Annotated in this window: 11 protein-coding genes and 2 pseudogenes; 11 read left to right on the top strand and 2 right to left on the bottom strand. The window is 34.0% G+C overall.

The genetic code is table 11. The features are described 5' to 3' along the window. Positions 1–118: 118 nt before the first annotated feature. From AC0L5U_RS16995 to AC0L5U_RS16965, 7 genes and pseudogenes are all read left to right on the top strand, one after another. A pseudogene (locus tag AC0L5U_RS16995) lies at positions 119–1,848 on the top strand (GMC oxidoreductase). 4 nt (positions 1,849–1,852) lie between these two features. Continuing rightward, on the top strand, positions 1,853–2,485 hold the full coding sequence (locus AC0L5U_RS16990; RefSeq protein WP_473417640.1) for a gluconate 2-dehydrogenase subunit 3 family protein: 633 nt from the start codon (positions 1,853–1,855) through the stop codon (positions 2,483–2,485). Positions 2,486–2,502: 17 nt separating this feature from the next. Further along, a complete protein-coding gene (locus AC0L5U_RS16985; protein WP_473417639.1) occupies positions 2,503–4,185 on the top strand; it encodes a GMC oxidoreductase in 1,683 nt (560 codons plus the stop codon). A gap of 2 nt (positions 4,186–4,187) precedes the next feature. Then, positions 4,188–4,781 carry a gluconate 2-dehydrogenase subunit 3 family protein gene (locus tag AC0L5U_RS16980; protein WP_473417638.1) on the top strand — a complete coding sequence of 198 codons (594 nt, stop codon included), beginning with the start codon at positions 4,188–4,190 and terminating at the stop codon, positions 4,779–4,781. 73 nt (positions 4,782–4,854) lie between these two features. Next, entirely contained in the window at positions 4,855–5,604 is a 750-nt protein-coding gene (locus tag AC0L5U_RS16975) for a 3-keto-disaccharide hydrolase (protein WP_473418323.1), read from the top strand. Beyond that, positions 5,605–6,590 (top strand): annotated as a pseudogene (locus AC0L5U_RS16970) (hydroxypyruvate isomerase family protein). Next, on the top strand, positions 6,566–7,972 hold the full coding sequence (locus tag AC0L5U_RS16965; RefSeq protein WP_473418322.1) for a Gfo/Idh/MocA family protein: 1,407 nt from the start codon (positions 6,566–6,568) through the stop codon (positions 7,970–7,972). The pseudogene AC0L5U_RS16970 and the gene AC0L5U_RS16965 overlap by 25 nt, the downstream one beginning before the upstream one ends. Before the next feature lie 8 nt (positions 7,973–7,980). Here AC0L5U_RS16965 and AC0L5U_RS16960 read toward each other — a convergent pair whose 3' ends face one another. Beyond that, a complete protein-coding gene (locus tag AC0L5U_RS16960) occupies positions 7,981–8,355 on the bottom strand; it encodes a transmembrane 220 family protein (protein WP_473417637.1) in 375 nt (124 codons plus the stop codon). A gap of 192 nt (positions 8,356–8,547) precedes the next feature. Between AC0L5U_RS16960 and AC0L5U_RS16955 the strand changes: the two genes are divergently transcribed. The 4 genes from AC0L5U_RS16955 to AC0L5U_RS16940 all read left to right on the top strand — a co-directional run bounded on the left by AC0L5U_RS16955 (position 8,548) and on the right by AC0L5U_RS16940 (position 15,316). Continuing rightward, the gene (locus AC0L5U_RS16955) at positions 8,548–10,095 is read left to right on the top strand and encodes a carboxypeptidase-like regulatory domain-containing protein (protein WP_473417636.1); all 1,548 of its coding nucleotides are present in this window, start codon (positions 8,548–8,550) and stop codon (positions 10,093–10,095) included. 175 nt (positions 10,096–10,270) lie between these two features. Continuing rightward, positions 10,271–11,341: a TonB-dependent receptor domain-containing protein gene (locus AC0L5U_RS16950; protein ID WP_473417635.1), complete on the top strand. Its 1,071-nt coding sequence runs from the start codon at positions 10,271–10,273 to the stop codon at positions 11,339–11,341. Positions 11,342–11,583: 242 nt separating this feature from the next. Beyond that, a complete protein-coding gene (locus tag AC0L5U_RS16945) occupies positions 11,584–13,344 on the top strand; it encodes a 3-keto-alpha-glucoside-1,2-lyase-like domain-containing protein (protein WP_473418321.1) in 1,761 nt (586 codons plus the stop codon). Positions 13,345–13,360: 16 nt separating this feature from the next. Next, a complete protein-coding gene (locus AC0L5U_RS16940) occupies positions 13,361–15,316 on the top strand; it encodes a plastocyanin/azurin family copper-binding protein (protein WP_473417634.1) in 1,956 nt (651 codons plus the stop codon). Positions 15,317–15,486: 170 nt separating this feature from the next. Here the strand turns inward: AC0L5U_RS16940 and AC0L5U_RS16935 are convergent, their stop codons facing one another. Beyond that, positions 15,487–15,999, bottom strand: a complete 513-nt coding sequence (locus tag AC0L5U_RS16935; RefSeq protein ID WP_473417633.1) for a plastocyanin/azurin family copper-binding protein — start codon at positions 15,997–15,999, stop codon at positions 15,487–15,489. Between the last annotated feature and the right edge of the window lie 69 nt (positions 16,000–16,068).

Below are 16,068 nucleotides of genomic sequence, written 5' to 3'. Positions count from 1 at the left end.
ATCACTTGCAAAATAGTTATTTTTAAAGTTATTATAAAAAAAATTACTACTTTCTGCCTTATTAGCAATTGAATGCAGTATTTTTTATTAAATTCTTGTTTAATTTTTTCACAATTTAATGAATAATAAAACTATTACAGAACACCCTACTGAATATGACGCCATAGTAATTGGCACCGGAATTAGCGGAGGATGGGCAGCAAAAGAATTATGCGAAAACGGACTAAAGACCCTTGTTCTTGAAAGAGGGAGGAATGTGAAACACATTAAAGATTACCCAACAATGCACATGGATCCTTGGGATTTTGAACATCGAGAAAAACAACATCCAAACACACTAAAAAACCAACAAAAACAGAGCAGACTTTGGAGTGGTGCTTTAACAGGCCCTTCAACTAAACATTGGTTTGTTGATGACTTAAAGCATCCTTATAATGAAGTAAAAAAATTCTTATGGCTACGTGGTTATCATGTAGGTGGACGTTCCATAATGTGGGGCAAACAGTCTTACAGATTAAGTGATTTAGATTTTGAGGCCAATAAAAAAGACGGGCACGGTATAGATTGGCCAATTCGCTATAAAGATATTGCACCATGGTATGATAAAGTTGAAAAATTTATAGGAGTTTCAGGAGAGAACTTAGGCTTACCACAATTACCTGACGGGAAATTATCCGACCCAATGGAATTAAATTGTGTTGAAAAAGATTTACAAGAACAATTAAAAGGAAAATTTGATGACGACCGGTTATTAACTATTGGGCGTGTAGCCCATTTAACAGGAAACGCCATGCATGAAGGTCGTTCCAACTGTCAATACAGAAATAGATGTATCCGCGGGTGTCCTTTTGGAGGCTATTTTAGCAGTAACTCCTCGACGTTACCTGCCGCAGAACGCACAGGAAACATGCATTTAAGACCAAATTCCATTGCTTATGAAATCGTGTATAATGATAAATCTGGTTTGGCTTCAGGAGTAAACGTGATTGACACTAAAACCCATGAAAAGTTTTTTTCAAAGCAGCTATTATTTTTAATTGTGCTTCAGCAATAGCTTCGGCAGCAATTTTAATGCAATCTAAATCTAAACGTTTCCCAAACGGAATGGGAAATGATAGTGGAGAGTTAGGACATAACGTTATGGATCATCATTACGAAGTTGGAGCATCTGCAGAAGTAGATGGTTTTGATGACCAGTATTATAAAGGTAGAAGACCAAATGGATTTTATATTCCTAGATTTAGAAATCTAGGCGATAAAAAAACTGAATCTAAAGATTTTATAAGGGGTTACGGCTATCAAGGTGGAGCAAGTAGAAAAAACTGGCAAGAATCGGTTAAAGAATTAAGTTTTGGCAAAAAATTAAAAGAACAAATTTTAAAACCTGGAACCTGGAGTATTGGCATGGGTGCTTTTGGAGAATGTTTACCTTATCATGAAAATAAAATTTCTTTAAATTATAACCAAATGGATGAATGGGGTTTACCCACTTTAGATTTTGATGTTGAGTTTAAAGAGAATGAGCTAAAAATGCGCAAGGATATGAAATACCAAGCCATTAAAATGTTAAAAGCCGCTGGCTATAAAAATGTAAATGGATTTGAAAGAGAAGCCGTTCCCGGTAGAGGTATTCACGAAATGGGAACTGCAAGAATGGGTCGAGACCCGAAAACTTCAGTCTTAAATAAATACAATCAAATTCATACTGTGCCAAATGTATATATGACTGATGGTGCTTGTATGACCTCATCGGCATGCCAAAACCCATCGTTGACTTATATGGCGTTAACAGCTAGAGCTGCAAATCATGCTGTTGCAGAATTCAAGAAAAACAACAAAACTAGTTAATATCATGGATAGAAGAACCGCATTAAAAAATCTAACCATGAGCATTGGCTACGCAGTTGCCACACCAGCCATAATGAGTGTTCTATCTTCATGTTCGAACACTTCAGAAACATGGAAAGCTTTATTTCTTTCAGAAGAAGAAAAACTCATAATAACTCATTTAGTGAATATTATATTACCTTCAGATGAAAATACGCCTGGTGCTTTAGATGTTAACATCCCTCAATTTATTGACAAAATGTATCATGATATTGAACTAGAAGACAACCAGAAAAGCTTTAAAGCAGGAGTTACATATTTTACTAAAACCTTTAAAAAAATTCATAATAAAACTATTTCAAAAGGAAAAAAAGAAGACTTTGAAGTTTTAATTTCTATGTATTTTGATGTTTCGAATGAAGTATCAAAATCAATTTTTCAGCAACAACGGCAATCTAAAAAAAATATTTCAGATGAAAATCTAGAAAAATACAATCTCTACAAGTTTTTATTACCTGTGAGGTATTACTCAATTTTTGGATATTGTACCTCAGAAAAAGTAGGCGAAGAAATATTGGCATACGACCCTGTTCCTGGAGCATACAACGGATGTATCTCGCTAGAAGAAGTAACAAACGGAAGAGCATGGTCACTATAACATAAAAAAACAAAATTATGCAAGAAACATATGACGCGATAGTTATCGGCACCGGAATCTCAGGAGGATGGGCTGCAAAAGAACTTTGCGAAAAAGGACTAAAAACCTTGGTTTTAGAACGTGGAAGAATGGTAAAACACGGAGATTATCCTACTGCTCACATGGATCCTTGGGATTTTGAATTACGTGGACAAGTGTCCGCTGAGGATTCTAAAAGACAACAAAAACAGAGTAGAACAGGTTATACTACAAATGAAGCAAGTAAACATTGGTTTGTAGATGACATAAAACATCCATACAATGAAACTAAGCGTTTTGATTGGATGCGTGGCTACCATGTTGGTGGTCGATCTATTATGTGGGGAAAACACAGTTATAGATTGAGTGATTTAGATTTTGAAGCCAATAAAAAAGATGGCCATGGTGTAGATTGGCCAATTCGCTACAAAGATATTGAATCTTGGTATAGCTATGTAGAATCTTATATAGGTGTTTGTGGCGAAAACTTAGGCTTACCACAATTACCTGACGGTGTTTTTTCGCCACCAATGCCTTTTAATTGTGTAGAAACATATCTTAAAGAAAATATCTCAAAATATTATACTGATAGAGTTTTGACACATGGAAGGGTAGCGCACATTACGGGAGATAAAACCCATGAAGGCAGAAGCGCTTGCCAACATAGAAACCGTTGTATTCGTGGTTGTCCTTTTGGCGCTTACTTCAGCAGTAATTCTTCTACTTTACCTGCAGCTGAACGAACAGGAAACATGACGTTGCGTCCATTTTCAATAGTTCATGAAATTATTTATGATGACAATTTAAAAAAGGCAACAGGTGTTCGGGTTATTGATACCGAGACTAAAGAGAAATTTGTTTTTAACGCTAAAGTGATTTTTTGTTGTGCCTCTGCAATGGCTTCTACCTCTATTTTAATGCAATCTAAATCTGAACGATTCCCTAACGGACTAGGAAATGATTCTGGTGAGCTTGGTCATAATATTATGGATCACCATTTAGGCGCTGGCGCTTCTGGAAAAATTTCTGGTTTTGATGATAAATATTTTAAAGGACGTATTCCTGGAGGGATTTATTTACCTAGATTTAGAAATTTAGGCGATAAAAATTCTGAAAGAAAAGATTTTATTCGTGGTTACGGTTACCAAGGTCGAGCAAGTAGAAACGCTTATAACGAACCCATCGCTGAATTAGGTTATGGAAAAGAATTAAAAGAACGTATTTTAAAACCTGGCGAATGGCGCATGAGCTTAGGAGGCTTTGGAGAATGCCTACCAAACCATGACAATAAAATGACATTGGATTACAACAAACTAGATGAATGGGGCTTACCTACAATTACTTTTGATGCCGAATGGAAATCTAACGAATACGCCATGCGAAAAGATATGATTGCTCAAGCCGTTGAAATGCTAGAAAAATGTGGTTTTACAGATATTAAAGAACGTGATAGTGTTCATGCTCCTGGAATTGGTATTCACGAAATGGGAACTGCAAGAATGGGACGGAATCCAAAAACATCGGTATTGAATAAACATAACCAAATTCATACCGTACCAAATGTTTATGTTACGGATGGAGCCTGCATGACTTCCTCCGGATGTACAAACCCTTCATTAACTTATATGGCATTAACAGCAAGAGCTGCAGAACATGCTGCAAAACAAATTAAAAACAGTTAATTATGAACAGAAGAGACGCGCTTAAAGGTTTAGGTTTATCAGTTGGATATACCATTGCTGCTCCTAGTATTTTTAGTTTACTTCAAGGTTGTAAAAGTGAAGCTCAAGTTTGGGTACCGTTATTTTTAAAACTAAACGAGGGTATTGTACTTCAAAATTTAGTAAATCTTATACTTCCAAAAACAGAAGATACACCTGGCGCTTTAGAAGTTAATGTTCCAGAATTTATAGATTTATTTTTAGCAAAAGGAGAAAACGAGAAACAACAGATTAAATTCAAAAAAGGTTTTACAAGTATCATGACTGCTTTAAATATTCATGAAGAAGGTCCTTCAAAATTAAAAACTGAAGATTATGATGCGCTTTTGACTAAATACTTAAAAGCAGATAAATCTCAAATCAAAACATTTAATGAGTCCCCGAAGGACAAATTCATATTTAAAACTTTGGATTACATAAGAACTAAATCTATTTGGGCTTATAAAACCAGCGAATTAATTGGTGAAAAAGTTTTGGCTTATGACCCTATTCCTGGTCCAGCAAAAGGATGTATTTCAGTTAAAGAAGCCACAGGTGGGAAAGCTTGGTCTTTATAAAAATTCAAAAAACAAATTATGATGAAAATATTTCGAATACTCACTATTGCTTTATTAGTCTTAATAAGCTTCAATTGTAAAAACAAAGAAAAAAACTACACAAGTTGAAACACCTAAAGAGGAATGGATATCATTATTCAACGGTAAAAATTTAGACAATTGGATTGTAAAAATTAAAGGGTATCCTGCTAACGAAAATTACAATAACACTTTTATTGTCGAAGATGGTATTATGAAAGTAAACTATGATGCTTACAATGGAAAATTTAATAATTCTTTTGGGCATATTTACTATAAAAAACCATTTTCAAATTATAAATTTAGAATGGATTATAGATTTACTGGTGATCAAATTGCTGATGGTGCAGATTGGGCAACCCGAAATAGCGGTATTATGATTCATTGTGAAGACCCAATGCAAATAGGCTTAGATCAAAATTTCCCAGTATCTATTGAAGTACAACTATTAGGTGGAAATGGAACTGACGAGCGTGCAACAGCAAACTTATGCACACCAGGAACACACGTTGAAATGGAAGGCGAACTTAAAAAAGAACATTGTATGGATTCTTCTTCAAAAACCTTTCATGGCGAACAATGGGTTAATATTGAAATTGAAGTTAGAAATGATTCCATTATCAAACATTTTATAAATGGAGAAGAAGTAATGAGATACAATAAACCAACTTATGGTGGCAAAGTAGATTATAACCAGGAATTCTGGGAAACTAAGACTGGAACTCCCGTAAAATCAGGTTATATTTCTTTACAAAGTGAAAGCCATCCTATTGAATTTAAAAACATTGAAATTTTAGAATTGTAAATGAAGAGACGATCATTTTTAAAAAAGGAACTGCTGCGGCTTCAATTGTTGGACTTGGAATTCATAATCTTAGTGCCTCATCTAAATCTGAAACTATTTTAAAAACAAAACATAATTTTAAAATGAAATTTGCACCACATTTGGGAATGTTTAAAAATCATGCAGGCAAAGACCCTATTGACCAGTTAAACTTCATGGCAGACCAAGGTTTTACAGCTTTTGAGGATAACAATATGAAAAAACGGGATGTAGATACTCAAAAAGCCATGGCAAAAACCATGACTGATAACAACATGACTATGGGGGTTTTTGTAGCGCATAAAATTGATTGGAAATCGCCAACATTAACTTCTGGAAATATTGATAAACGCCATACTTTTTTAAATCAAATTAAAGAATCTGTGGAGATTGCAAAACGCGTAAACGCAAAATGGATGACAGTTGTCCCTGGTTTTGTAGACATGAAACAAGACCTAAATTACCAAACCGAACATGTCATTGAAAGCTTAAAACAAGCTTCAGCGATTCTAGAGCCTCATAATTTAACTATGGTTTTAGAACCTTTAAATTTCTATAACCACCCTGGTTTGTTTTTAAGCGAATCACCTCAAGCGTATCAAATTTGTAAAGCAGTAGATTCGCCTTCGTGTAAAATCTTATTTGACATTTACCACCAACAAATTCAAGAAGGTAATTTAATTCCGAATATTGATGCATGTTGGGATGAGATTGCTTATTTCCAAATAGGAGACAATCCAGGAAGAAACGAGCCTACAACAGGGGAAATAAATTACACAAACGTTTTTAAACATATTCACAGCAAAGGGTTTATAGGTGTTTTAGGTATGGAACATGGTAATTCTATTGGAGGCAAAAAAGGTGAGTTAGCAGTAATTAATGCTTACAAAAAACTTCAAACTTTTAGAAAAATGACAGCAACATCCAAAAATAGCAGACGTACATTTCTAAAAAAACATTTATTGTAACCACAGGAATTTCTATTGTACCGCGACATGTTTTAGGAAAGGGTTTTATTCCTCCTAGCGATAAATTAAATATAGCCGTTATTGGTGGTGGTGGAAAAGGTTTTAGCGACGCAGTAAATTCATGGAATAATAACACCTCCAATATCACAGCTATCTGTGATGTGGATTGGAATAGAGCTTCAAAAACATTTGAAAAATTTCCTTTAGCAAAAAAATATAAGGATTTTAGAAAACTTTTTGATGAACTAAATGACTTTGACGCTGTTACTATTTCTACCCCAGACCATACGCACGCAGTAATTGCCATGGCAGCCATAAAAAAAGGTAAGCATGTTTACGTCCAAAAACCTCTAACACATAATATCTATGAAGCCCGAGTGCTCACTAAAGCTGCTCGAGAACATAAAATAGTATCCCAAATGGGAAACCAAGGTGCGTCGGGAAAAGGTGTTGCCAAAATGGTAAAATGGTTTAACAAAGGAAAAATAGGAAATGTACATAAAGTTGATGTTTGGACTAACAGACCTATTTGGCCTCAAGGTATTAAAGCTAAAACTGATAAACTAGAACTACTTAATGACTTAGATTGGGATTCATGGATTGGACCAGCTGAAATGGTAGATTACCATCCGCAATACCATCCCTTTAAATGGCGAGGTTGGTGGAATTTTGGCACTGGTGCTTTAGGTGATATGGGTTGCCATTTAATTGACCCTCCCTATCGCGTTTTAGGGCTTGATTACCCAACTGAAGTTGAAAGTAGTGTAGGAGCTGTTTTTACAAGAGATTGGTCTCCTGAATATTTACCTAAGTCTTGCCCTCCTTCTTCTAGAACACAATTAAAATTTAACGCTACTGACAAAAATCCTGTAGAGTTGAAAATGACTTGGACTGATGGTGGTTTAAGACCATTTCATCCAGATTTAATTCCCGCAGACCATCCCATAGGAAGTAATAATTCTGCCAATGGCGTTATTATGTATGGAGAAAAGGGAATTATGACTTGTGGCACATATGGTAGAACTCCTAAAATATATTTGAACAATGGTGAAGTTTTAGAGTTTAATGATGCTGAAGAAAATGAACTTCCAGAACATGGTCATCAAGCCTCTTGGGTTGAAGCCTGTAAAGCTGGGTTTGATAGCAGAAAACATAAAAAACTAACCTCATCTTTTGATTATGCTGGTCCGCTTACAGAAAGTATTTTAATGGGTAACCTTGCAATTAGAAGTTATGGTTTGAGAGAAAAAGGAGAAAACAATAGATTTAAATATCCAGGCAGAAAAAAATTACTATGGGATGGAACTCACATGAAAATTACAAATTTTGAAGCTGCTAATCAGTTTGTAAAACGACAATATCGTGAAGGCTGGTCTTTGTAGTCTAATGGTTATTGCCTCAAAACATAAAACACAACCATAGCAGACAACAACAATCCTAAAAATTCGCGAGTACCTTCTAAATAAGGTTTCTCATAAACCATTTCCCCAAACAGTTCGCTTTTATTATCCGTTTGTAGCCAATCAATCAAATACGGAAAATATTGAAATCCATATAACAAAAGCGCAATTAAAACCAACCCTAACATAATCTTTGGAATTTTTTTATAATTCGAAATCAAAGGAATACATGCCGTTACTCCGTAAATTACTACCCAAAGTATAGGGTCAGAGTCATTTAACTGAACTATAGCAAAAAGGAAAAACAAAACAAATAAAACAACATTTACAATTTTAGTTTTTTTAGGCACTCGTTTTTTCAACATAGTTTAAAAAAATATGATTTCTATAAAATTACGATTTTAAATTTAACCCTCTTTAGTTTTACAAGTGTTCAAAATATTTTAGTGAATTATTATAAACATAATTACTTTTTTAATTTTCATATTTGTATGTTTATCGATAATTTTTTTCTAACTATATATGAATTTTCTAAAAGCATTCTTGCCTTTTTATTATTGTTTTCCATAAGTTCAATTTCACATGCTCAAGCGAGTATTTCTGGCACTATTTTAAATATAGACAATAAACCAATTGAAAACGCATCCATACTATTAAAGCCCACTAACCAAAGTACTGTATCTGATTTAAATGGAGAATTTACGATAACTAATGTAGCAGATGGTAATTATAAAGTTTTCATATTGCTATTTGGTTTTAAAACTATCACTAAAAACATTAAAATTAGCAATAAAGACCTTGTTTTAAACTTCATCCTTGAAACTGATTTACTAAACCTTCAAACGGTGATAGTAACAGGAACTTTTGATCCTAGATTAGGACTAGAATCTAGCACCTCTATTAGCACACTAAATCAAAAAAATATTCAACAAACCTATCTCCAAGGAACAGCAGGGTTACTTCAAAATATCCCTGGTACTTTTACGGATGCATCAGCTGGAGAAGTTTACACAAAAGTTTACACGCGTGGTATTTCCGCTTCCGCAGAAGACGATATGGGCTGGTATTATGTCTCACTTCAAGAAGATGGTCTTCCAGTTAGTTTAATACAGCATTCTTACTATAGTCCAGATTTATTTCATCGTACAGATTTAATGACTAAAAAAGTAGAAGCTATTCGAGGTGGAAGTTCAGCTATTACAGCTATGAATGCACCAGGAGGAATCTATAATTTTATCTCTCATGGTACAAGACAAAATTTTGGAGGCGAACTTCAGGTTTCCAAAGGATTTCAAGGTGATGATAATTCAATGGAGCGACTGGATGGTGTTTTTAGCGGACCTCTTGGAGATAACTGGTTTTTTAATATTGGCGGACATTATAGACGAGATGATGGTGCACGAGATATGGATTTCAAATTCAGCAAAGGTGGTCAACTAAAATTCAACTTAATTAAAGAAACAGATAAGGGAATTTTTAAGTTCTACGGAAAAATTTTAGATGATTTCACAAATCGTTATACAGGTGTTGCTGCTACAAATTGGAAAAAACCTACTGCCGCGTTTGGACAAAACTTCAGATCCTCCTCTTTATTAATGCCTAGTTTTAGTGCTTCAATTCCTGATGGACGTAACTTAAATAACACCATCAACTTTAACCCTACTAAAGGTGTTCATGTAAAAGACATGGCTTTTGGGTTAGATCTGTTCCAAAACTTAGGTAACAATTGGTCCATTAAAAACAATTTAAAATACTCCTCAAAAACCGCTGTATGGCAAACTTCAATTAGTAATGCTTTAGTTTCCCTAAATGACCCTACAGCTTATCTTTTAAGCGATTTTACCGTTTTTTCTAGAAGTGATGGACAACCACCTTTTGGTCAAGTTGTGTTTAAAGACGTGCTAACAGGTTCTGAAGTTGCTCGTGTAAATAACGGAGGTCTTTTTTCTGGAGACCCCTTTGAATACATCAGCGGATCTTTACCAAACGATGCTATTATGGGAACATCGGCTTGGTATAAAGACAACAAAGCTAATGAGTGGATGAATCAATTAACGCTAAGAAAAAAACAGAAAACCATGATATTTCAACAGGCATCTCTTTAGGTTTCTCTGATACTTCACATTTCACTCAAGGTAGTTTTGCTTTTGTAACTTACGAGCCAAATCCTAGATTATTAGAAGTTTCTCTTGAAAACCCAAACCAACCTTTTTAGCTTTATCTGACAAAAACGGGGTTAGTAATTATGGCGGACTATTCTTTGTTAACGCAGAAGCAAAAGTGAGTCAAGTTGCGACATTTTTAAACGACTACTGGAAAATCACAAATAAAGTACATGCTGATTTAGGTTTACGATATGAGACCATAAATCATAAAGGAAGTAAAGATAGATACGCTCCATTTTCACAAATTGGTGGTTTAGATGGAGACACCGCAACAGGCTACGATAATGGCATTAACACTCCAACAGGAGAAAAAGACAATTTCAATTACAACTATAGCTACTTATCATATTCAGCAGGAATAAATTATAAAACCAACAAAAACATAGCTTTATTTTCAAGGTTTTCGAAAGGCAATAAAGCTCCTGAATTGAATTACTATTTCAATAATTTTGATAATGTTCCAATTAATCAAAAAGGTGAAATTCAAAAAATATCTCAGTTAGAAGTTGGTGTAAAACTAGATACAAAAAACGCTTCATTTACAGGAACTGCATTTTGGAGTCAACTTAATGACATCAGTGTAACTAATTTTGAATTTGATGAATCCAACGGAAGTATTTTTTATACACCAATTCAGTTTAACACATCAAATACATTAGGTTTTGAATGGGAAAGCATTTTTAAACCTCTTGAGCAATTAGCTTTTAAATTTGATGGTGTTATCCAAAACCCGAAAGCTTCAGATTGGAAAATTTATGATGCTGCTGGCTCTGTAGATACAGCAGATGATTTGGTTATAGATTACTCAGGAAATACATTACCTTTTAACCCTAAGTTAGTGTTTAATATGGGGACTGAATTTGAAAAGAACAAACTATCTGCATTTTTTAAATGGCAGTACATGGGTAAGCGCTATGGTAATGTTGCCAATGGCTTTGAATTGGCAGCCTACAGTATTTTTAACTTAGGAACAGGCTACAAAATAACAAAAAATCTATCTGCAAATATCGTTATTACTAATGTTTTCAATTCTAAAGGTTTAGCTAACTTTTTTGGTGCTAATAGCTTTGGCGCTAATGCCAATGGTTCTACTCCTGAATTTATTGCTAATAACCCTGATGCTAGTTTTATTGTTTTTCCTGTGTTACAAAGAAGAGGCCTCATCACTTTATATTATAACTTTTAACAACCCATAAGTACAATACTTTAGACCATTTGAAATCAAGAGCTTAATATTAATCATATAACTTTATGCTCTGTTAATAATTAATTTGTAAGATTAATAGCAACTATGAAAAAATGTGTGTATTTATGTAGTATAATTTTACTACTTGTATCTTGTAAAAAAGAACCAGTTAAACCTAACAAATCTCTTAGAGAAAGTAATACAAAAAAAAGAAAGAGCCAACATTTTTACCATTCAATACTATTGAATTAAATGATTTATCTGCCTTTAAAGCTACTGGTAAAAACTGGAAAATAGTAGATAATGTTATTGCAGATAGAAGTCAGGAGAAAACAATTTATAGTTCAGATGGAAAAGGTATTCTTCTAAATAAAAATGACCAAGCTAAAAACAAGAATCTTTTCACAAATTTCGAACATGGTGATATCGAAATTGAATTTGATGTGATGATGCCCAAAGGCTCTAATTCTGGGGTTTATTTTCAAGGACGATATGAAATTCAACTATTAGATAGTTGGGGTGTAAAAAAACCTAATTACGGAGATATAGGAGGCATTTACCAACGTTGGAATAAAAACGCAAAAAAAGGCAAAGAAGGATATGAAGGACATTCCCCAAGAATTAATGCCGCAAAAGCTCCAGGTTTATGGCAACATATGAAAGTGATTTTTCATGCACCAAAATTTAATGATGTTGGTCATAAAATAAAAAACGCATGGTTTGAAGAAGTTTGGTTAAATGGTGTTTTATTGCATAAAAACATTGAAGTAACAGGACCTACTCGAGGTGCAGCTTTTGGAAATGAAAAATTAAGAGGACCAATAATGATTCAAGGCGATCATGGACCAGTAGCCTTTAAAAATATTAAATACAAGTTATATGAAGGCAATAAAATAAAGCTAGATAATCTTATTAAAAAAGAATATGAAAGCAACTCAATGACTATTGGAAAAATGGATACAGTACCATTAGTAAGTGAATCACCCACCAAAATATTTTCTTTGATTGATGTAACCAAAGAAAAGGTAAGTAAAATGATTCTGTATTCAGGAACTTTAACAATTCCTGAAACTGGAAACTACCTTTTAGATGGACGAACCAATGGTATTGCAGAACTATCTATTAATAATAAAAAAGTATTAAAAATACGAGGTGACATGGATAGAGTTAACACAACAACTATCAACCTCGAAAAGGGAACAGTTCCTTTTCAACTCGCATATAATCAAAATAAACCTTGGATGCGAGGGTTTAATTTGTATGTTGAAGGACCTAATATGCAAAAATACTCTCTTCAAGAAGGTGTCAATAAATCTGTAAATAATTTAGATCCTCAAAAGGGTATTATAATAAAGCCAACCGAAAGACCAGTTACACAAAGAAGTTTTGTAAATCATGAAGGTCAAAAACACACACATTGTATTTCCGTTGGAACACCCGAAGGTATTCACTACTCTTATAATTTGGCAACGGGATCTTTGTTAAAAGTATGGAGTGGTTCATTTTTAAATACTACACACATGTGGCTCTCAAGAGGAAAACATCAATTAGGGGAACCAATTGGTTTTGCCATTTCACTTCATGGTGATTTGGAATTTGCTACATTAGAAAACATGGACTCAACATGGCCGATGCCATTACCAGAAAACAAAGATATTAAGCAATTGGGATATGAATTTGATGCTTCTAGAATACCTTCATTTTCTTATCAAATTAAAAATTCTATAATTACAAATACGTTTTCAGTTTCTGATGGACAGCGTCAATTAAATAAATCTACTACCATTTCGAGTGATAAAATACTCTGGCATAAATTGGCGGATGGCGAAAGTATAAAAGCACTTCCTAACAATCTTTTTATCATAAATAATGAAAGTTATTATATTGATTTTTCTAATACACCTGATTTAAAACCAATTATCAGAACAAACAACGGAAAAGAAGAATTAATAGTAGAAGTTCCAAAAGGAAACAGCACAATTAACTACAGTATTATTTGGTAACCAAACATAACGTATCATGCGAAAATTAAAAATAGTTTTAGTAGTAGTCTTAGCTTTTTGTGTTGGTCCAATTACATTCGGCCAATCAAAATCTACAAAAGAAAAAGAAGCAGAATATTATAAAATCATTGATGTTTCAATTCCAAACGAAGTTAAATTAGAAGTTGGTGGTTTAGCGCTTACTGATGATGATAAATTAGGTGTTTCCACAAGACGTGGTGAAGTTTGGTTGATAGACAAGCCTTATAGTAAAAAACCCTTATACAAAAGGTTTGCTCATGGACTACATGAAGCACTAGGTTTAGGATATAGAAACGGAGGCTTTTACCTATCGCAACGTGGAGAATTAACACGATTAGAAGATAAAAATGGAGATGATGAAGCTGATGTTTACAAAACAATCTTCTCATGGCCACTCTCTGGAAATTACCACGATTACTCCTATGGGCCAAAGTTTACAGCTAATGGCGATATGATTGTAACTCTTAATTTGTCTTGGTTAGGTGGTGGAGTTAGTACTGTTCGATGGAGAGGTTGGATGTTAAGAATTACACCTGAAGGAGAGGTTAGCCCAATTGCAACTGGTTTACGTTCGCCTGCTGGATTTGCAATAAATGCAGAAGGCGATTATTTCTATACTGAAAACCAAGGAGATTGGGTAGGTTCAGGTAGAATGACACACCTAGAAGTTGGTGGTTTTGCTGGGCATCCTTCGGGTTTAAAATGGTCTGATGATGCATTATCTCCATTAAAATTAAAACCAGAGGATATTGAAGACAAATCAGGTTTAACACTATTTGAATATGCTAAAAAAGTACCAGAACTGAAGGCACCTGCAATATGGTTTCCTCATACCATACTAGGTATTTCCACATCAGATATTTTATATGATACAACACAAGGTAAATTTGGCCCTTTTAGCGGTCAACAATTTATTGGAGACCAAGGTCATAGTAAAATAATGCGTGTTTACATGGAAAAGGTAAACGGTGTTTATCAAGGTGCCGCGTTTCCTTTTGTTGAAGGTTTTTCTTCAGGAATTTTACGAATGATTTGGGGTAGTGATAGTAGTATGTTTGTTGGAATGACAAGCAGAGGATGGGCTTCTACTGGTAAGAAACAATTTGGATTACAACGTTTAGTTTGGACAGGAAAAACACCTTTCGAAATTAAAACTATGAAAGCGCTTGATGATGGTTTTGAGTTAGAATTCACAAAACCTATTAATAAAAAATTAGGTATGGATATTTCAACCTATAAAATGTCAACTTTCAATTATAAATACCATAAAACTTATGGTAGCCCTATAATTGATAAGCAAAATGCAATGATTCATAAAGCTGAAGTTTCAAAAGATGGTTTAAAAGTAAAGCTAACAGTTCACGGGATGCGTTTGGGCTATATACATCAAATTGAAATTCCAAAGCTAAGATCTACTTCTGGAGATTTACTATTGCATAACAAAGGGTATTACACTTTAAATGAAGTTCCTGGTGGTGATTTGAAGTCCATGCAAATGGAAATAAAGAAGTCTGACAAAAAAATAGAGCAACCAAAACGCGTTACGACAATGCCTTCAGCTTGGGGAGAGGCTGGAGCAGATCAAAAGATTGTTTTAGGGACTATACCTGGTCTAAAATATGATACCGAAGAAATTACCATTAACAGAAACAGTAAGATTGAATTGACTTTGAATAATAATGATGACATGATCCACAATATGGTAATTACCAAACCAGGAAAAGAAACGCCACCTAAGGTTGGCGATATGGCTTTAAAGTTAGGACTAGAAGGCCCAGATTTAAACTATGTACCGTTTAACGATTTGGTATTGGCTCATTCTGGAACTGTAGGACCTGAGAATTCAGAAACCATTTATTTTACTTCCCCAAGTGAGCCTGGCGAATATTGGATAGTTTGTACATTTCCAGGACACGCTTTCACGATGCGTACTAAATTGATTGTGAAATAGATTTTCATTCCTGCAGAAGCAGGAATCTAAAATTTAGCTTAGTTTTTTGATAAATGGATTCCTGTCTTCGCAGGAATGACAAATCTTTGAAAAAACCATAAAGATACTCATTAACAAAAAAGGCGATACCATTTTAAATGTTATCGCCTTTCTTATAGGTTATTTTTAATTTACTCAACAATAAACTTCCCTTTCATCAATGCATAATGACCAGGAAAACTACAGATAAAATCATAAGTTCCAACTGCTGGAGCATTAAACTCAATAGATGTTATTTGCCCGCCACCAATTAATTTTGTGTGAGCAATAATATCTCCTTCTGAGCCTTCAGGAATATATTCTGTTGCTTTAGATGTAGCTGCTTTTCCTGAAAAAGCAGTAACATTTACACCTTGGTTTAAAATCACAACGTTATGTCCCATAACATTGACATCCATTTTACCCTTATGTCTTAGTGTTAATTTCACTTTTTGTCCCGCTTTAACTTTAAGTTCGCTTTTATCAAACTTCATCATATCGTCCCCAATTAAAACAAGTTCTGCTAGGTTAGAATCAACTTTCTTTTCTTCTTTTTTTGTCCCAAGCTTAATTTCTTGTTTTTCTTCTTTCTTTTTATCGCCTCCACAATTTAATAAAAGTATTGCTGCTAATAGGCCCGTAAATAGAAATTTAATTGTTTTCATGTTTAATTATTTTATAATTGCTTTCAGTTTTACAAAGATAAATATACTACTCGAATTATTGTATAGTTT

The organism is Jejuia sp. G7-7 (assembly GCF_055808955.1).
Note: the sequence above shows the minus strand (reverse complement) of the source record. Positions and strands in the feature narration are given on the sequence as shown.